At 66.8% G+C, this 19218-nt stretch carries 16 protein-coding genes; 4 read left to right on the top strand and 12 right to left on the bottom strand.

Annotated features, from left to right (window positions below):
* Positions 1-107: 107 nt before the first annotated feature.
* The 6 genes from NF699_05995 to NF699_05970 all read right to left on the bottom strand — a co-directional run bounded on the left by NF699_05995 (position 108) and on the right by NF699_05970 (position 10535).
* Positions 108-2420: a GH92 family glycosyl hydrolase gene (locus tag NF699_05995; protein ID USU06221.1), complete on the bottom strand. Its 2313-nt coding sequence runs from the start codon at positions 2418-2420 to the stop codon at positions 108-110.
* A 39-nt stretch (positions 2421-2459) separates the two neighbouring features.
* Positions 2460-3710, bottom strand: a complete 1251-nt coding sequence (locus NF699_05990; GenBank protein USU06220.1) for an oligogalacturonate lyase — start codon at positions 3708-3710, stop codon at positions 2460-2462.
* Positions 3711-3790: 80 nt separating this feature from the next.
* Positions 3791-6829, bottom strand: a complete 3039-nt coding sequence (locus tag NF699_05985; GenBank protein ID USU06219.1) for a TonB-dependent receptor — start codon at positions 6827-6829, stop codon at positions 3791-3793.
* A gap of 212 nt (positions 6830-7041) precedes the next feature.
* The gene (locus NF699_05980; protein ID USU06218.1) at positions 7042-9420 is read right to left on the bottom strand and encodes a DUF4982 domain-containing protein; all 2379 of its coding nucleotides are present in this window, start codon (positions 9418-9420) and stop codon (positions 7042-7044) included.
* Between the two features lie 71 nt (positions 9421-9491).
* Complete coding sequence (locus NF699_05975; GenBank protein USU06217.1) at positions 9492-10085, bottom strand: TetR/AcrR family transcriptional regulator; 594 nt, start codon at positions 10083-10085, stop codon at positions 9492-9494.
* 57 nt (positions 10086-10142) lie between these two features.
* Positions 10143-10535, bottom strand: coding sequence for a hypothetical protein (locus NF699_05970; protein USU06216.1), 393 nt, complete (start codon positions 10533-10535; stop codon positions 10143-10145).
* 278 nt (positions 10536-10813) lie between these two features.
* Here NF699_05970 and NF699_05965 point away from each other — a divergent pair, with 278 nt between their 5' ends.
* From NF699_05965 to NF699_05950, 4 genes are all read left to right on the top strand, one after another.
* Positions 10814-11434: a hypothetical protein gene (locus NF699_05965; protein ID USU06215.1), complete on the top strand. Its 621-nt coding sequence runs from the start codon at positions 10814-10816 to the stop codon at positions 11432-11434.
* A gap of 86 nt (positions 11435-11520) precedes the next feature.
* Positions 11521-11949 (top strand): DUF4383 domain-containing protein, encoded by a 429-nt coding sequence (locus tag NF699_05960; GenBank protein ID USU06214.1) that lies wholly within the window; start codon positions 11521-11523, stop codon positions 11947-11949.
* Positions 11946-13019: a hypothetical protein gene (locus NF699_05955; GenBank protein USU06213.1), complete on the top strand. Its 1074-nt coding sequence runs from the start codon at positions 11946-11948 to the stop codon at positions 13017-13019. Before NF699_05960 ends, NF699_05955 begins: the two co-directional genes overlap by 4 nt.
* Positions 13003-13308 (top strand): hypothetical protein, encoded by a 306-nt coding sequence (locus NF699_05950; protein USU06212.1) that lies wholly within the window; start codon positions 13003-13005, stop codon positions 13306-13308. The genes NF699_05955 and NF699_05950 overlap by 17 nt, the downstream gene beginning before the upstream one ends.
* Here NF699_05950 and NF699_05945 read toward each other — a convergent pair.
* The 6 genes from NF699_05945 to cobA all read right to left on the bottom strand — a co-directional run bounded on the left by NF699_05945 (position 13245) and on the right by cobA (position 19134).
* Positions 13245-14873, bottom strand: a complete 1629-nt coding sequence (locus NF699_05945) for an FAD-binding oxidoreductase (GenBank protein ID USU06211.1) — start codon at positions 14871-14873, stop codon at positions 13245-13247. The two genes, NF699_05950 and NF699_05945, sit on opposite strands and share 64 nt — an antisense overlap.
* Positions 14874-14948: 75 nt before the next feature.
* Positions 14949-15707, bottom strand: a complete 759-nt coding sequence (locus NF699_05940; protein ID USU06210.1) for a phosphoadenylyl-sulfate reductase — start codon at positions 15705-15707, stop codon at positions 14949-14951.
* Positions 15700-16128 (bottom strand): DUF934 domain-containing protein, encoded by a 429-nt coding sequence (locus NF699_05935; GenBank protein ID USU06209.1) that lies wholly within the window; start codon positions 16126-16128, stop codon positions 15700-15702. The genes NF699_05940 and NF699_05935 overlap by 8 nt, the downstream gene beginning before the upstream one ends.
* Positions 16121-17752 carry a nitrite/sulfite reductase gene (locus NF699_05930; GenBank protein ID USU06208.1) on the bottom strand — a complete coding sequence of 544 codons (1632 nt, stop codon included), beginning with the start codon at positions 17750-17752 and terminating at the stop codon, positions 16121-16123. The genes NF699_05935 and NF699_05930 overlap by 8 nt, the downstream gene beginning before the upstream one ends.
* Positions 17753-18049: 297 nt before the next feature.
* Positions 18050-18346, bottom strand: a complete 297-nt coding sequence (locus tag NF699_05925) for a DUF2849 domain-containing protein (GenBank protein ID USU06207.1) — start codon at positions 18344-18346, stop codon at positions 18050-18052.
* Positions 18343-19134 carry a uroporphyrinogen-III C-methyltransferase gene (gene cobA / locus NF699_05920; GenBank protein USU06206.1) on the bottom strand — a complete coding sequence of 264 codons (792 nt, stop codon included), beginning with the start codon at positions 19132-19134 and terminating at the stop codon, positions 18343-18345. Before cobA ends, NF699_05925 begins: the two co-directional genes overlap by 4 nt.
* Positions 19135-19218 lie beyond the last annotated feature (84 nt).

Here is a 19218-nt window from a genome sequence, read left to right as displayed (position 1 = left end):
GAAGTGAGTGGAGGGAGGCGGTCCCAAGCCCGGCATCCGTGTTCGCCGACCATGTTCCCCGGCCTTCGCCGGAGACCGAAAGGAAGGCTGGCGGTGCAGCCTTCCCGCTATCGCGCGGTCGACATGGAATACGGCCGTGCCGCGGCGGCGCTGCCCCATCCACGGTTGGGGGTCGCCGCCATCGTGAAGCGGAGTTCGCCGCCCGCCCGAATCTCTGCGTCGCGAACGAAGCTGCGCGTCAGCGGCCTGCCGTTGAGTGTCACCGCGGCGACGTATCGGTTGGTGTCGGACAGGCCATCCGCGACCACGGCGAAGCGTTTGCCCGCCGGCAGCTTCAACACCGCACGATCCACGAACGGACGGCCGATGACATATTCGTTCGAGCCCGGCGCGACCGGGTAGAAACCGAGTGCGGTGAACACCAGCCAGGCCGACATCTGGCCGAGATCGTCGTTGCCCGACAGGCCATCAGGCGTCGGCTTGTATTGCGAGGCGACGATCTGGCCGAGCCGCTCCTGCGTCCGCCACGGCGCGCCGGCGTAGCCGTACAGATAGGCGACGTGATGGCTCGGTTCGTTGCCGTGGATGTACTGGCCGATCAGTCCAGCGATATCCTCGGCATGGCTGTAGTCGAGCTTCGAGGTGTCGTAGTCGAACATCGCGTCAAGCCTGGCGATCGTCTTGGCGTCGCCGCCGAGCAGGCGGATCAGCCCGGCCTGATCCTGCGGCATGAACCAGCTGTATTGCCACGCATTGCCTTCGGTATAATCCGAGCCGTAGTTGATCGCGGTCGGATCGAAGGGGGTGCGGAAGGCACCGTTCGCCAGCCGTGCGCGCAGCCAGCCGCTCTTGATATCGAAGCTGTTGCGCCAGTTGCCGGCACGTCGATCGAACCGGTCCGCGACCTCGGTACGGCCCATCGCGCGCGCCATCCGGGCGATCGTCCAGTCGTCATAGGCATATTCGACCGTCTTCGACGCCGCTTCGGGTTCCTGGTCGATCGGGACGTAGCCGCGCTGCATATAGGCGCCGAGGCCGCCATAGGGGGCGTAGGTCGCGCTGGCGATCATGGCGTCGAGCGCGGCATCGGCATCGAAACCGCGAATGCCCTTCATATAGGCATCGGCGATCACCGGCGCAGCGTGATAGCCGATCATCGTCCATGTCTCGCGCCCGGCGAACTGCCAGACGGGCAGGATGCCGTCGGGGCTGTGGCGGCGACTTTCGATCAGCGAGCGCACGATGTCGGTGGTGGTCCGTTCCGGCTGGACCAGCGTCAGCAGCGGATGTTCGGCGCGGAACGTATCCCAGAGCGAAAAGGTGGAGCGGAAGGTGAAGCCGTCGGCCCGGTGGACCTGATCGTCCGGCCCACGGTAGCGCCCGTCCGCGTCGCTCCACACGCCGGGCGCGAGCAGCGTATGATAGAGCGCCGTGTAGACGCTGGTGCGCATCGGCGCGGCGGCATCGATCTGCACCGCGCCCAGCGCATCGCTCCACGCGGCGGCGGTGCGGGTGCGGACGGTGTCGAAGCCGCCGGTTTCCGCATCGAGATTGGCGATCGCGCCGTTCTCGTCGACCCCCGACAGCGCCACCTTCACCTCCAGCGGGGCAGCGAGACGGCCGAAGTCGATCTGTGCTTCCAGCGCGCGACCCAGCTTTTCCGCGACAGCGGTGCTGCCGCGCCCCGGTCCCTGAAAGCCCTTGTAGGTCACCGCCATGTCGCGATCGACGAAGCTGTGCGCGGTGGCCGGCGTGGAAAAGCGCATCGCGAAATACAGCTTGCGGCCCGGCGCCCACCCGCGCGTCTCGCGGAATCCGGTCAGCGTGCCGTCGGGCCGCCAGTGCAGGCCGGACCACAGGATCTTGCCGGGGTAATCGTAGAGCGATGACCGCAGGTCGAGGACGAGGTGTGCCGCCTGTCCGGCAGGGAAGGTGTAGCGATGCACGCCGACACGGGTGCCCGCCGTCATTTCAGCGCGAATGCCGCCGTCGCGCAACGTCACCGCATAATAGCCGGGGTGCGCGATCTCGTCGCGGTGGTCGAACCGCGATCGATAGCCGGAACCCGGCCGCTTCGGATCGCCGGGGTCGAGCCGCACCGTATCGCCCGCCTGCGGCATCACCAGCAGGTCGCCGAGATCCGAATGGCCGGCACCCGAAAAATGGGTGTGGCTGAACCCCTGGATCGTCGGGTCATCGTAGCGATAGCCGGCGGCATGACCGTAGCAGGCGCGGATCTCGCACGTCGTATCGGTGTCCGGCGATAGCTGGACCATGCCGAACGGCGCGGTCGCGCCGGGAAAGGTATGGCCCTCTCCACCGGTGCCGATCATCGGATCGACCGCATCGATCGGGGCGGGAACGCTCTGCCCCACGGCGGCGGTCGATAGCGACAAGGCGATCAGGATTAAGGTGCGCATGCCGTGAGTTAAGCAGGTGCGGGGGCTATTTGTCCAACATCATCCGGCCGGCGGCGCGACATAGGGTTCGGTCGACACGGCGTAGATCGCCGGCGCACCTTCCATGTTGGTGCGATAGACGATCCATTTCCCGTCCGGCGTGAAATGTTCGTTGGGTTCCAGCGTATAATCGTGCGTCGCGAGGCTGGCGAGGCGGGTCGTTTCCAGCACGCCGGGCGAGATCAGCCCCGGCTGCGGCGTCGCAGTCGCGCGCGGTTTGAACAGGCTGATCCATTTGCCCGCGTTGCTGCCGTCGCCGGCGAACACGCTGCGATCCGGCGACAGGGTGAAGTGATAGGAGCCCTGATCGTCGGCCAGCGCATAGCGCGACCGCGCGCCGGTGGTGACGTCGTAGCTCGCCAGCCAGCCTGCGCCCTTCGCCGGGGTACGCAGGTCGTACCAGATCGTCTTGCCGTCGCTGCTCCAGAATTCATGGCCGGCGATCTCGCCCGCGATCGTACGGGTATGCACCCGGGTCAGGCCCTTGCCGTCGGCGCGGATCGTCCAGATGCGGTCGACCTTGCTCCACGGCCCTTCGTGGCAGAACATCAGCAGTTTGGGATCGGTCGGCGAGAACTGGACGTGGTTGAGCCAGTCGGTCGCGCGATGGATCGTCCGCCGGCGACCATCGGCGATCGCGATGCTGTACATCTCCATCGGCACCCGCGCCGCCAGCCGCGCCTCCATCCACTGCGCCTTGGCCGCACCGAACGACAGCGGCTTGCCGTCGGGGCCGGTGCCGGCATAGCCCGGCGCGCCCGTCTTCGGATCGCGGCGGCCCTGCGCGGCGATCGCCGGCGGCGGCGGTTGCAATTCGCGTTCGCCAGCCAGCAGCGTCTCGTCGGCGTTGATCGCCTCGATCCGTCCGCCCGGCACGTCGGCGACCTTGCGCGTCGCACCGCTATCGAGGTCCACCCGCCATACCTGGAACGGTCCGCCGTCGTCGACCGCGACGTCGCGCACGGTGTAATATGCGCTGCGGCTGCGCGGGCCGGCGAACAGCAGCCGGTCGACCTTCGCCCGCAGTACCAGTCGCGTCGCCCACGTTTTCAGATGGACGACGCGGATACCCTCCGGCGTCAGGTAGATCATCAGGTCGCCCTGCGGCGTGAACGGATTGTAGTTGAAATAGAGGGCGTAATTGCCCGGCGTTGAATCGATGCGGACGATCTGGCGCCCGGTCGTCGGGTCGACCCACGATGCCGGAGCGGAAAGCGTGGCGGCGGCGGCGAGGGACAAAATGGTCAGCATCAGCTCTCGATCGGTCGTTCAGAAGGATGTCGGCTCCGCCCGTCCGGTGATCATCCGGACAGGCGGAGGGCAGGGGTGCGTCAGAAGCGCGCGGTCGCGCCGAGCGTGAACGTGCGACCGATGCGCGTCTCGAACAACGTGTCCTGACGCTTGCTGTCGATATACAGCGAGTTGCGTTCGTCGGTGAGGTTCTGCACCTCGGCGATCAGCTTGAACTGGTCGGTGATGTTGAACGAGGCAGAGGCATCCACGAACGTGTTCGGGCGATTGCCTTGCAGGTCGCTGCCCGGCGAGGCCGGGATGCCGCGGATGTAGCGGTCGCGATAGCTCGCCGTGCCGCGGATGCTGAAGCGCTTGTCCTCGTAGTACAGCGTGCCGCTGGCGGAGTTCTTCGACAGGCCGACGAGGTCGGCGGTGCTGGTCACCGTCGCCACCCCGTTCACGGAGGCGAGGACATAGGTGATTTTCGACGTCACGCGATTGTAGTTGGCGAGGACGCCGAAGTTGCTGAGGAAGCCGGGCAGGAAGTCGAGTTGCACCTGCGCATTGACCTCGAACCCCTTCAGCTTGCCGCCGGGCGTGTTGAGCGGGCGGCTGACGTTGAAGATTTCGGTCGGCGCCGTGTTGGTGTTCGCCAGCAGCGCGTCCGGCAGGCCCAGTTCGTTGAACGGGATCTGGCTCGACACGCGCTGAACGTAGGTGCCGATGTCCTTGTAATAGCCAGCGATCGACAACAGCGAGCCGGGCTTGAAATACCATTCGAGGCCCAGATCGGCGGTGTTCGCGCGGATGGGATCGAGCAGCGGATTGTTCAGCGTGCCGGTGCGGGTGGTGGCGGTGACGCCGCTGTTGGGTGCCAGCGAGGGCAGGTCGGGACGCGACATCACCTTTGCGCCTGATACGCGAAGCAGCAGTTCGGGCTGCAGCTCGAACACCACGTTGGCGGACGGCAGCCAGTCGTTGTAGCTGCGATCGACCACCGCACGCTGGCCGCGCAGGCCGGTGGGCGTGGTCGCATCGGCGACCGGGATGAAGCCGACCGAATGCTGGTTGGTGCGGACATAGCGGATACCGAAGTCACCGCGCACGGGCAGGGGCAGAGCCGACCCCGTGTCGAACTGGCCCATGGCATAGGCGCTCGTCACCTGTTCGCGGATCTGCGACACGCCCGCACCGCATTCGGCACCGCAATAGCGCACGCCATCGAAGTTGAACGTCTTTTCCCACGCCTCGCTGTCGATCGCGACCCAGCTGGCGGGCGCGCCGGTGCCGAACAGCTTGTCGACACCGCTGATCTGGCGCGTGATGCTCGACAGGCTGGTGCCTGCGGGCAACGCGGTGACGACCGTCTGCGCCAGAAAGGGCAGCGTCCCCTTCGACTGGAAGTCGGATTCGCGATACTGGCCGCCGGCGCGAACCTTGAAGCCCGGCGTCGCCTTCCATTCGAAATTGGCTTCGTAGGTCTGGTTGACGGTCGTCTGCTTCAGGGGACGGCCCTGGAAGCTGAATCCGCCGAGCACGGTGCCGTCCGACAGCGCGGGCGCGTAGGCGAAGTTGGCGGGATTGGCGACATCGAAGCCGAAGCCGAGCGTCGGCGTGCTGCCACCGTCACGATAGTCGATCGTGAAATTGTCGGTGTCGATCGCATCGATGAAGGTCTGGAGCCGCTTCTTGCCGTCGAGGATCGACTTGTTGACGCCGGCCATCATCGTCACGCGGAACGTGTCGGTGAAGTCGTGCTCCAGGTTCCAGTTCACCTGGCCGAAGCTGGAGACGTAGCGGTCGACCAGCCCCTCCGACCGGACGTCGACGCCGTCGAACAGGCCGTAGGTCAGGCTGCCGAGCGGATCGAAGCTGATGTCGCGCACCGACGTCATCGGCTGGCCGTTGTTGGTGACGCTGCGGCCGAACGAGATGGCGGCGATGTAATTGTCGCGGCGGGTGACGTCGAGGCGCGAGTAGAGCGTGTCGATCCACATATTGGTGGCGTCGTCCGGCGCCCATTGCAGCGTGACCGATCCGCCGATCCGCTCCTGCTTCTGTTCGGAATTCAGATAGCGCGGCAGGCGCGGCAGGAAGGCGCCGCTGCCCTGAACGTTGGGCAGGTCGGGCCGGCGCAGGCCGATGACGGTGTTATAGGCGGCCGCGGTGCTGGTGCGCGGGTTGCCGGTGCTGCACAGCGACGCGGTCGCGCCCTTGGTGCCGAGCGGCGGGCTGACCGGCGTGAAGCCGACCGGGGTACAGAAGGGCGCGTTGACGCCCGCGGTGGTCAGGCCGTTGGTGTTGGCGGACAGGATGTCGACCGCGGAATAGCCGACCTCGCGGGTCTCGCGCTTCTGGTACGACCCGGAGGCGAGGATGCCGAACTTGCCGTCGCCGAACTGTTTGGAGATCAGCAGCGAGGCGCGCGGGTTCACCTTCTTCGCCAGTTCGCCGTAGGTGCCGCGCAGCGTCGCCGCGACGACGAGATCCTGCTTATAGTCGAGCGGGCGGGGCGCGCGCAGGTCGACGGTCGCGCCGAGCGACCCTTCCTCGAGATCGGCCGACGGCGTCTTGCGCACGGTCAGTGCCGAAAAGATCTCGGACGGGAAGACGTTGAAGTCGAAGCTGCGGCCGGCGTTCTGTGCGCCGTAGATGTCGGACGAGCCGGTCTGTGCCGATCCCTCCATCCCGTTGATGCGGACGCGGGTGAAGGCGGCGCCGAGGCCGCGGACCGAGATGTTGCGCCCTTCGCCGCCGTCGCCGCGTGCCAGCGACACGCCGGGCACGCGCTGCATCGATTCCGCCAGATTGGAATCGGGGAATTTGCCGACATCCTCGGCGACGATGCTGTCGATCGCCGCGGTTTCGCTGCGCTTCTGGTTGAGCGCGCTGTTGAGCGATGCGCGGAACCCGGTGACGACGATGTCGTCGCCTTCGGTCTGGACCGCCGGCGTCTGGTCGGCCGCGGTGGTCGCGGCGGGCGTTGCGGTCGCGGTGGAATCGGCGGACGGCGTCTGGCTCTGCTGCTGTTCGGGCGCGGTTGCGGTCTGCGCGACGGCGGGCGTCGCCGTCAGGCCGATCGTCAACGCGATGAACGATGTGGTGCCGCAGATACGTCCCAGACGATTGACGTGCATAGCCTTGCCTCTCCTGTGCTGCCGATCGGATCAGGTCCGACTTCTTGGCGTGTTCGCAAGCGACGCTAGGCACCGGACGGGCAGGGTCAAGCCATCATTTGCCGCGGTCTACCACGATATGGGATGCGCACGGTATCCAGATCGTTTCGCACATGGTTTGTCGGCGAGTGTGACCATCGCGCAACATCCCATGCGAAACGTCCATTTCAGGCCTAGCGCCGGCTCGTCCTGACGAGTGTCGCCGTCGTCAGGCCTTCCGCCCGGGCGGTCAGCGTCAGCGCGCCGGCACCACGACCGCGCAGGAACGCGACGGCCTTGCCACCCACCACCTGTCGCGTGGTGGCGGAGAAGGGGGTGTGATCGGTGATGCTGCCGTTGTCGAAGGCCGCCAGCGTGCCCGCGCCGGTCACCGCCAGCGACACCGCATCGGTCGCGGTCGGCACGATCACGCCGCGCGCGTCGACCACCTCGATGCGTACCGCCGCGACGTCGTCGAAGCCCGACCCGACGTCGCCGCGTTCCGCGACCAGCCGCAGCGCGGTCGCCGGCCCGGCGGTGCGCAGCACGTCTTCGGCGACCTTGCGCCCGCCGCGATAGCCGATCGCGCGAAGTTCCCCGGACGCGAACGGCACCGACCAGGTGATGGCGGAATCGTCTGCGTTGCGCGGCTTGCGGCCCAGCGATCGGCCGTTGAGCAACAGGTCGACCGTATCGACGTTCGCATAGACCTCGACCGTCTCGGCATGCGGCTGGCGATCGGTCGGCGACCAGTCGGCGAGCGCGCCCGGCCCCCTGGGCTGCGGCACGGCGATTCCGACCATCGTCGGCATCTCGCTGACGTCGATCACCTCGGTCACCCGCCGCGCGAGCTTGACCATCGGCGTCTCCGCCCACCAGCTGGCGCGTTCCCAGCCGATCGGCTTGACGCCGTCGACCCGGTCGACAAGGCCCGAGGGATTGCTGATCGCGGGCCAGCCGATCCGGTCCGCCTCGCCGAGGTAGTCGACGCCGGTCCATAGGAACATGCCCGCATAGGCAGGGTCGTCGCGCACCACGAGCCAGCTGCCGCGGTTCTTGCTGTTCTCGGTTCCGACGATCGCGCGCGACGGCTTGTCCGCATGTGCTTTGGCCAGTTCGGTCTCGCGGTAGTTCTGGCCGACCACGTCGAGCAGGTCGGCGGTGCCGTTCTGGTAATCACGCGTCGTGTTGGGGCGAAACAGCGCCATCGTCACCGGCCGCGTCGGATCTTCGGCATGGAAGATCGTCTTCAGCCGGGTGATGATCGATTGCGCGACCAGCGGATAGGGCGTGTCGTGGATCTCGTTGCCGATCGACCAGATCACCACGCTGGGATGATTGCGATCGCGACGGACGAAATCGCGCGCGTCGATCGACGACCAGTCGGTGAAGAACAGGTGATAATCCTGCGGGTTCTTCGCGACCGTCCACATATCGAGCGCCTCGTCCATGACGACCAGTCCCAGCCGGTCGCACAGGTCGAGGAATTCCGGCGAGAAGGGATGGTGCGCGGTGCGGATCGCATTGACGCCGAGCGCCTGCAATCCGCGCAACCGACGTTCGTAGACGGCGAGCGGCACCGCCATGCCGAACGGCCCGCCATCGGCGTGGATCGCGACCCCCTTCAGCTTGATATTGCGTCCGTTCAGCCAGAAGCCGCTGGCCGGCACGAAACGGGCATCGCGGACGCCGAACGGCACGCGCTCCTCGTACAGGATCGTCCCGTCGGCAGCGCGCACGCGGACCAGCGCGCTGTGCATCGCCGGGTCGCGGATGTCCCATCGCCGGGGATCGGCGATCGATCCGGTCAGCGACAACGCGATCGTACGACCGGCAGGCAGCGTGACCGTCGATCCGGAAACCAGCGGGAGTTCGCGCCCGTCCGGCGTGCTGACGATCGCCTCGAGCCGGGCCTGCGCCGGTGCGGCGGACTGGTTGATGACGTCGCTGACGATGGTGAAGCCGGCGTTGCGTGCGTCGGGTGTCGTCACGCGAACCTGCGTGCCCCATGCTTCGGCATGGACGTCGCCGGTGACGATCAGGCGAACATGGCGATAGATACCGCCGCCGGCATACCAGCGCGAGGCAGGCTGCGCGCTGGTGTCGGCACGGACGGCGATCACGTTGGCGCCGCCGGCCGCGGCGAGGTGGGGCGTGATCTCGTAGCGGAAGCTGGCATAGCCGTTGGGGCGATGGCCGACGTGATGGCCATTGATCCAGACGCCGGACCGTTCCATCACGCCGTCGAATTCGACAAACACACGCTTGCCGGCTGCGCCCGACGGTGACGTGAAATGCTTGCGATACCAGGCGACGCCGGTCGGCAGAAAGGCGCCCGAACCGGTCGCGGCCGCATGCTCGTCGAATGGGCCGGCGATCGCCCAGTCGTGGGGCAGGTCGACGGCCTGCCAGCGGCTATCGACGAACGCCGGCTGCTCCGCGCCGTTCACGTCTCCCCGGTTGAAGCGCCAGTCGTGATCGAACGCCTGTGTTCCGATGGGTTGCGCGACGGCCGATCCCGACGCCAGGCCCAGCAGCACGCATGCCGCCGCAATGATCTTCGCCCAGTGCATTCCGCTCTCCCGATCTTTTCGGGCAGTCTGCGTTAGCCACGGCAATTCCGCAATGCGTTAGTTCGTCTCAATTAATGGATCTGAAAAGCCGCCAGGCTCTCCCGCACGCGGGCGAGCGCGACCTGCCCGACGTCGCTCTGACCCATCGCCGCCCAAGATCCGGTGATCGCGAAGCTGCAATGGCCATGGACGATCGCGACGAGGGAGCGGGCAAAGGTGCCGAGCGTTTCGTCCAGCGGCCGGTCGAGCGCGGTCGCCACCTCTGCCGCGACGATCCGCATCGGCCGCCCGCGGACCTCCTCCTGTTCCGGGGTCAGCGTCTCGCAGGCCGGACGGTGATCGTAGATCGCGGCCCAGCGTCGCGGGTTTTCGCGGGCGAAACGGAAATACCCCTCGGTCAACGCGGCGATCCGGTCGGTGTCCGCTTCGGCAAGGCTGTGTTCGAGCGCATCCGCCCAGTCCGCGAAGGCCTGCGTGTTGATCGCCGTAACCAGCCCGTCGACGTTACCGAAAACGTTGTGGATCGTGCCGATCGTGTACCCGACCCGCTTCGCCACTTCGCGCGCGGAGAAGCCGGCGAAGCCGACCTCCGCCATCAGCGCGATGCCGGCGTCGAGGATCAGGGCACGCAATTCGGTGCGGCTGTGGTCGGAACGTCTGCCCATGGCGGCTGGCTATGTCTCCAGGCGGGTTTCGGCAAGTCGCAACCGTGCCGCCGGGCATCACCGGACGTATAGCGGCATGCGACCCGTCAGCGGCGTGATCGCATAATCGCTGCCGCCGCGGGGCGAGGGCCACATCGCGATCTGGAACCGCTGCTTCGCGCCGCAGGCGTTCACCGTCCATTGTTCGAAATGGCCGCCGCGGCGATCCGCGGCGATGGTCGGACGCGCCGGGGTGAGGCCGCGCGGCATGATCCGCATGTCGGCGGAGAACAGGAACGAACAGCCGCCCGTGGCCTTCGAATAGCGTGCGATGTCGCGAAGCACGTCCATCGTCAGCTGCGGGCTGGCGAGGGTGCGCCCAGTCGTCGTCAGTTCGTAGGCGGCGGCCGGCTGGCTGGAGAGCACCGCGCCGGCAAGGATCGCGCCGGTGATGAGGGTCTTGAGCGTCATGATCTGTCTCCTCGTATCGATCTCGGGTGGAGATCGCCCGCGGCATCATTCCTGCCGCACCCGTTAAATATGCAATGCTCAATTAATGCAAAATGAACGGCGTTCATTTTATTTGCCGTGCGGTCGATACGGGAAGGGAACGATCGTCAGGCCCGTGCGTCGTCCGGCTAAACGGGAGAAATGCCATGGCATTTTGCCACCAATGCGGGGCTTCGCTGAACGAGGGTGCACGGTTTTGCGGGCAGTGCGGCGCTGCCGTGCAGGCCGAAACGAAGAGCGTGGAGCGACCGGTTTTGTCGGGCGATACGCCCGGCGTACCACCCTATCGCCCAGCTCCGGCAAGCGGATCGGGCAGGGCGGGCATGGGGGCGGTGCTGCCGGTGCTGATCCTGATCGCGATCCTCGCCATCGGTTATCTGGTGTTCGCCCAGAGCAGGACGAAACAGGGCGTCACCGATACCGAGGTTGCGGCAACCGGCGACGATCGACCCGACGCGATCGGGTCGGCCGGATCGGGCGGTGCTCGTTATGAAGAGCGGGCGGTCGATCGTGCGTCCGATGCTGCGGCGATCGCATCCGAAGGTGTCCGCTCGTCGGGGTCCGCCGTGCCGGCGTCGGCACTCGACGCGGCGTTCTTCCGCGATCCCGATGGCGCGGCGATCCGCTATGCCGGTCCGATCCGCGTATCGGGCACGATCGCATCGATGGTGCAGCCGGGTTCGACGCCCGCGCTGTCGATGGAGGGCCGGACGCGCTTCAACTACATGGTCGTCAACTTCCCCGCGGGGTATCGCCAGCAACTCGCACCACTGGCGAAGGGGCAGTATATCACCATCGCCTGCGACGACGTGCGTGGCCTGGGTGGCACCACGATCCTGTCGGGATGCCTGTTGACCTGACGCGGGGCGACTTGACGCGGGGCGATTGCGTTGCCGCGTTGCGGCTGGCACCCTGCCCGGGACTGGGCTGACGACGGGAGAGCGCGATGGACAGGGTTCGGCGGTTCGGATGGTTCTATTTCGCCGGGTTCATGGCGGTCGTCGCGATCGGCTATGTTCCCGGCTTCCATGACGCGGACGGCAATCTGTTCGGCCTGTTCAAGCTCGATCTGTACGACGACAGCCTCCATTTCTTTTCCGGCGTATGGGCCGGCGTCGCCGCCTGGTGGTCGTATGGCGCTTCGCGGACGTACTTTCGTCTATTCGGGCCACTGTATTTCGCCGACGGGGTGATGGGATTGTTTCTGGGGAGCGGCTATCTGGATGGCGGCATCTTCCTGTACGGACCGATCCGGCAGTCGCTTTACGCCCATGTCTTCGCGAACCTGCCGCATCTGCTGATCGGCGGACTGGCGACCTGGGTGGGCTATCGGCTTGCCGCACGGCCGCCGGGCCGCGATCCCGTGCCGGCGTGAAGCGGCGCTGGCGTATCGCCGCGGCGATCGGCGGCGTGGCGGCGGCGCTGGTGTTGACGCCGCTGGCCTATATCGAACTGGGGTGTCGATCGCCGCTCGCGCCGGATGTGCTGCCGAAACCGTTTAACGGCGGTTCCCCGCTGTCAGCCGCCGAGCGGCGGCCCGGACCGCGCACGTTCCTGACCTATCCCGAATGGCATATCGTCTATGAGGCGGATGCGTTCGGCCGGTATCTCGCCGGCGGAGCGCCGCCGAGCGGCTTTGCCTATGGTCGATGGATCGGCAGCTTCTGGACGTCCTATTGCGCGGTCAATCGCGCGACGCGGGGCAGCGAGGCCGCCGGCGATGCGAAGGTCACGATCTATACGATCGGCATCAGCTATACCGTCGAACTGGCGGTCAAGGCGGCCTATGAACGCACGATCGGCCGCGTCTTCGAATGGGCGAGCGGGTGGCGGAGCGCCGACGATCGTCATGCGGCGCAGGTGCAGGTCCGCTATGGCGCCTTCCTGCACGAAACGCCGTGGTATCGCTTTCCGTTCGGCGATGCCCTGCGCGGGCTCTGGCGGACGCGCGAGCCGGATCGGATCGCGCGGCATTGGGAAAGGCGGGCTGCGCTGACCGCCGAATATGCGGCCAAGGCGGGCTATGCGAAGGCCATCGACGCCGCCACGGGGGCGACGGTCGGACGCGACGATACGACGTTGCGGTTCGTGACCACGGCGGATGCGGCGACGATCCGGGCGATCGATCCGCGTCTGAAGCCGGTACGTGCTCTCGCTGGCGGCGGACTGGTGGTGGAGGCGCCGCGTTACCAGCAATTCAACGCGCTGCTTGGGAAGCTGGCGGTGGCGAATGTGCCGCTGGTCGAGATTGCGGGCAACCGGACGATATTCGCGACGCTGCTGCTGCCCGATGGTGCGGCGCATGCTCCTGCGATATTCGCGATGCCCGCGGATCGCGACGGCTGGCAACGGATCGGCGTCGCCGTTGCGGTGCCGGAGGTGCCCGCGTTGCTGCGCGATACGCGGCGGACCGGCGGCGTCGTCGAGCATGTCTACGATTATTGAGCGGATCCTCCGGGCAGTAGCGCTGGTCGCGCTCGTACTGGGGCTGTGGACCGCGATACTGGTGGCGATGCCGTTCGTCGGGCCGGCGGGGCGTCAGGTCGCGGTGATCGGCGACGGCGCGTCTGCGGTACGGGCGATCGCCGCCGCTGGGGGTGTCGTGGTGGAGGTGCGCCGCGGCGCGACCCTCGCGCGCGCCGGGCCACGTCCGGGCTTCATGAGGGCGCTTTATACCGCCGGAGCGCCGCTGGTGATCGAGGGGCGCATCGCCGCCGGTTGCTTCGCGAAATAGGGGGCATAGCGAGCGTACCACGTGTTGCTGAAGGTGCCGGTCGGGTCCCACTGACGCTTGGCGGCGAAGAACTCGCCGATGTCGGGATAGGATCGCGCCAGCTGTTCGGGCGAATAATGCAGCTGGTACGGCAGGAAGAACCGCCCGCCATGCGCCAGCGTCAGGTCAATGAGGTCGCCGGTCAGCTTGCGCATCCGCGCATTGCCATCGTCGGTGGTCGGTTGGTTGAGATAGAGGACGACGGAAAAGGCGGGGGCGGGGGCGTAGGACAGGGCGTTGTCCTCGACGCCGACCGCGCGGATCGACGCGTTGACCAGATTGGCCTTCTCGTCCTGAAAGATCGTCCGCATGCCGTCGATGAACGGTACGATATTGGCACGCGGCACGAAATATTCGTGCAGGATGTCGGTTTCGCCGGGGAGGTTGTTGAACAGGTACGCGACGGAATCGTGCATCGGATCGTTACGCGCGACGAGGCAGGCCTCGCCCGATCCCTGCGCCTGTGCCCGCGTCACGGTGCAGGATTCGAGGCGGTGTTCGAGGTTCTTCTCGCTCCACCATTTCCACGATTTGAACAGGTCGTTCTTCTTGGCGAGATTGACGGTCAGGCGCCGCACCTTGGTCGATGCGACCTCTGCCAGCGGCGTGCGGAGCAGCGCCTGATCTTCGGGGAAGCGGCGGTATTGGTAGACCAGTGCCTCCTGCAACAGGCTGCCCGGCGCGGTCGACAGATGGACGTAGCTGAGGCCGACGGACGGATCGGCGGCGATGCGGGCGAACGTCGCCGGGAACTCGCGATAGTCGATCAACGCGCGTTCCGAGCGGTAGATGTCGTTCGGCACGACATCCAGCGTCGCGGACAGAATCACGCCGAACAGGCCGTAGCCGCCGACGACGTGGCGGAACAGGACGCTGTTCTCGTCCCGCGAGGCGGTGACGATCCGCCCGTCGGCCAGCATCAGGCGGATGCTGCGCAATGATCCCATCACGGCGCCGGCCTGGTGATCCATTCCGTGTGCGTTGACCGAGATCGATCCGCCGACCGAGAAGATGTCGGTCGATTGCATCGCCTTCACCGCGAACCCGGGATGCACCGCCAGCTGGATGTCGTGCCACGTCGCCCCGGCGCCGACGGTGACCGTCCGCGCCGCCTCGTCCAGCCGGATCGCACGCATGCCGCGCATGTCGAGGACCACGCCGCCCTTGCGGAACGCCTGCCCGCCCATCGAATGCTTCACGCCGGCGGCTGACACCGACAGGTCGTGTGCGCGGGCGTAGGCGAGCGCGGTCGCGACATCGGCGTCCGTCCGCGGGCGGACGACACCCGCCACCGCCGTCCGGCTGAGGCAGCTCGCGTCGTTGACGGTGCCGCCGCGTTGCGACCAGCGTGGTTCGGCCACGGTCGCCGGCGCGGCGCGTTGTCCGGGCAGGCTGGGCAGGACGTCCGCACAATCCTTTGCCCCCTGGGGGTCGGCGGCCAGCGGGAGCGCGTACAGTGTCGCGCCACCGGCGGCGAGCGCGATCGCCGATACGCCCGCCAATCCATATCTGCCGCGTCGTGTCATGTCGCCCGCTCCGCTGCCTTCGGAACGCGGGTATAGTCTATCGACGGGGCATCCGTCGATGCGGCCCGGTGGACGTCAGAAGATCGGGTCTTCCGTCGGCAGCGGAGAGACGTGGATGCCGCATTCGACCTTGTCCCAGCCACGCCAGCGTCCGGCACGGGGGTCTTCGCCGGGCTTCACCTTGCTGGTGCAGGGTGCGCAGCCGATCGACAGATACCCCTGCGCCTCCAGCGGGTGACGGGGCAGGTCGTGTTCCTCGAAATAGCCGTCGAGCTGCGCCTTGTTCCAATCCGCCAGCGGATTGATCTTCAGCCGCCCCTCGTCCTCCTCGAATCGCGGCAGGGCGGTGCGGGTACCGGCCTGAAAGCCCTTGCGACCCGAAATCCACGCGTCGAACGGTGCGAGCGCCCGGCGCAGCGGTTCGACCTTGCGAATCTCGCAGCAACCGTCGGGATCGTAGGACCAGCGCATACCGGTCGCATCCTTCAGCGCCAGCATACGCGGATCGGGACGAAAAACGCGCAGATCGGTCAGGCCCAGTCGCTCCGACAGTTCATCGCGATAGGCGAGGGTTTCGCCGAACATCTTCTGGGTGTTGGTGAAGACGACCGGCACATCCTTGTCGATCTGCGCCACCATGTGCAGCAGCACCGCCGATTCGGCGCCATAGGACGATACCGAGGCGATCCGGCCGGCAAGCTCGCCGGTCAGCAGCTCGTGCAGCATGTCCTGCGCCGCAACCCCGCCGAAGCGGATCTGCATCGCCGCGGCATCACGGGTGGTAAAGGGCGGGGCGACGTCGATGGTGTCGAGCTGGCGGGCGGGTTCACCCATGGCGTAGTTTCCATACCGGCACGGCCGGATCGGCGGCGGCTTGATAGCGATAGTCGTAACGGTCGAGGCTGCGTTGCAGTGCGTCGCCGTCGATCGGCGCTTGCGGCGAGAAGCTGTCGAACCCGCAACGGCGCATCAGCGGCAATTGATCGACCAGCACGTCGCCCGCCGCACGCAGTTCGCCGGTATAGCCCGCCTCGCGCAGCACGCGCGCGGCGCTGTACCCGCGACCGTCGCGGAAAGTGGGGAAGCTGACCTCTACCAATGCCAGCTGGCCGAGTTGCGGCAGCAGCGCACGCGCATCCTCCCCCGCCTCGAGCCGGACGGCGGTGGCGTTGCTCTGGCCCAGAAAGGCGTCGAGCGTCACGGCGGGCTCGTCATGCGGTTCGTCGTCGCGGAAGCGAAGCAGGGCATCAACCATAGATCGCCTCCTTGAACGGTTCGAAGCCGACGCGGCGATAGGTGTCGAGAAAGCGTTCGCCATCGTCGCGCACCGCGACGTATTTCTCGGTCACGCGCTCGATCGCGTCGACGACACCGTCTTCGGAAAAACCGGGGCCGGTGATCTTGGCGAGGCTGACGTCTTCCGCGCCCGAACCGCCAAGCGACAGCTGGTAGTTTTCGGTGCCTTTCTTGTCGACGCCGAGGATGCCGATGTGGCCAGCGTGATGATGGCCGCAGGCGTTGATGCAGCCGCTGATCTTGAGCTTCAATTCGCCCAGATCGCGCTGGCGGTCGCGGTCGGCGAACCGTGCGGCGATCTTCTGCGCCAGCGGGATCGAGCGGGCGTTGGCGAGGCTGCAATAATCGAGGCCGGGGCAGGCGATGATATCGGTGATGAGGTCGAGGTTCGCTTCGGCCAGCCCGGCTTTGGTCAGCGCATTCCAGACCGCTTTCAGATCGCGGATCGCGACATGCGGCAGGACGATGTTCTGGGCATGGGTGACCCGCAGTTCGTCGAACGAAAAGCGCTGGCCGAGATCGGCGAGCAGATCGATCTGGTCCGCCGATGCGTCGCCGGGAATACCGCCAGCCGGCTTCAGACTGACGTTGACGATGGCATAGCCCGGCTGTTTGTGCGCGACGACGTTCTGGTCGAGCCAGACGGCGAAGTCGGGATCGCTGCGGTCGATATCGGTAGGCGCATACGCGTCGAATGCCGGCGGCGCGAACATCGCGGTGATCCGCGCCAGTTCCGCGCGAGGCGGATCGAGGCCGAGCAGCTTCACCGCGGCGAACTCCTCCTCGACCTGGCGGCGGTATTCGTCCGGGCCGATCTCGTGCAGCAGGATCTTGATCCGCGCCTTGTAGATGTTGTCGCGGCGACCGTAGCGATTGTAGACCCGCAGACACGCCTCGAGATAGCTCATCAGGTCGTCGGCGGTGACGAAGTCGCGGATCAGGTGGCTGATCATCGGCGTCCGGCCCATGCCGCCGCCGACGTAGATCCTGCCACCCAGTTCGCCGTCGCGTGTCACCAGCTGAATGCCGATATCGTGCAGCCGCATCGCTGCGCGATCCTCGTCCGCGGCGATCACCGCGATCTTGAACTTGCGTGGCAGATAGCTGAATTCGGGGTGGAAGGTGCTCCACTGGCGCAGCAGCTCGGCCCAAGGGCGTGGATCGGCGACCTCGTCCGCGGCGGCGCCCGCATATTGATCGGCGCTGATGTTGCGGATGCAATTGCCGCTGGTCTGGATCGCATGCATTTCGACCGTCGCCAGCTTGGCGAGAATGTCGGGCGTGTCGGCGAGCTTGATCCAGTTGAACTGGAGATTCTGACGCGTCGTGAAATGGCCGTAGCCACGGTCGTAATCGCGCGCGATGCTGCCGAGCATCCGCATCTGGCGGCTGTCGAGCGTGCCATAGGGGATGGCGACGCGCAGCATGTAGGCGTGCAGCTGAAGATACAGCCCGTTCATCAGCCGGAGCGGCTTGAACTGATCCTCGGTCAGCTGCCCCGACAGGCGGCGTTCGACCTGATCGCGGAATTCATCGACGCGGGCGTCGACGATGGCCTGGTCGTATTGGTCGTATTTATACATGATCGGCTTTCCGGCCTTCGTGTCTGGCGAAGGCGATGTGGTTCACGCAAAGGCGCAAAGACGGGAAGGAGAATATGGCAGCGGTGTTCGCGCAGAGGCGCGGAGGACGCGGAGAGTAAGGAGACCGTGCGCTTCGTTCACCCCAATCCGTCATCTCCGCGAACGCCGGGACCCATGGACGCAAGTGGCTGCTGGTCCGCGCTGCGACGAGCCGATTGAAACCATGAGTCCCGGCATTCGCCGGGATGACGGACGAAAGGGTCTTCTTCTCTTCGCGCCTTAGTGCCTTCGCGTGGATCATATGACCCAGCTTCCCGCACCGGGGTCCGCCGGCTTCAGCGTCAGATCGGGTCGCACGGTCGGACCGAGCGCGCGGATACGATCCTTGATGTGCGCGGGCCGGGGGCCATCCGCCGTCGCCACCGCATCGATCAGATACGGCACGTTGACGCGGCGCGCGCCTTCCTCCGCCTGGAGGATGCTTTCGCCTTCGGTGCCGACGTCGACGGCATCCTCGACATGGCGCGACCAGCCGGATCCGGTCCACCAGACGACGTCGCCGGTCGGCAGGTCATTGCCCGTCAGCAGCCTCATGCCGCAGTCTCCTCCGCGATCCGCGCCCAGCGCGCGAGCTTGTCCTGCGCATCGGACAGTTCGACGACCTCGCCGACGACGATGATCGCCGGGCTCTGCACCGCCTCCCGCGTCACCATCGGGCCGAGATCCGCGAGCAGGGTGCGCAACGCCCGCGATCCTGCCAGCGTACCGCGTTCCAGCACTGCGACCGGCATGTCGGGCGCGACGCCGTCCGCCATCAGCTTGTCGGCGATGTCGCTCGCCGTGGCGACGCCCATGTAGATCACCAATGTCCGACCCTGTCCGGCGAGGCCGGACCAGTCCTGTTCGCTCAAACCCTTGCACTGGCCGGCGACGAAGCTCACCGCACTCGAATGGTCGCGATGCGTCAGCGGCAGCATCGCCTCCGCCGCGCAGCCCAGTGCAGCCGACACGCCGGGAATGACCTCGACCGGCAGACCGGCGGCGCGCACCGACTCGACCTCCTCACCGCCGCGGCCGAAGATGAACGGATCGCCGCCCTTCAGCCGGACGACGATCGCGCCGGTCTTCACATGCGCGACGATCAGCGCGTTGATCGCCTCCTGCGGCAGCGTGTGCCGGGCGCGCTGCTTGGCCACCGAGATGCGCTGTGCCGAGGGCGGCGCGATATCGAGCACGCGGGGATCGATCAGTCCGTCGTGGACGACGACGTCGGCGCTCTTCAGCGCGGCGACGGCGCGGACGGTCAGCAGGCCCGGATCGCCGGGACCTGCACCCACCAGGATGACGCGCCCGCGGGCGTTCGGATCGAGAAGCGTGGCCATGATGCGGAGATGGCCCCCATGGCCGCATCGAACAAGCCAGCGTTGCTTTGGCGCGGCTTAGGCGAGCTTTTGCCGCGGTTACCC

Source organism: Sphingomonadaceae bacterium OTU29LAMAA1 (assembly GCA_024072375.1).
Taxonomy (GTDB): Bacteria; Pseudomonadota; Alphaproteobacteria; order Sphingomonadales; family Sphingomonadaceae; genus Sphingomonas.
This window is presented reverse-complemented; position numbering and strand designations above follow the sequence as displayed.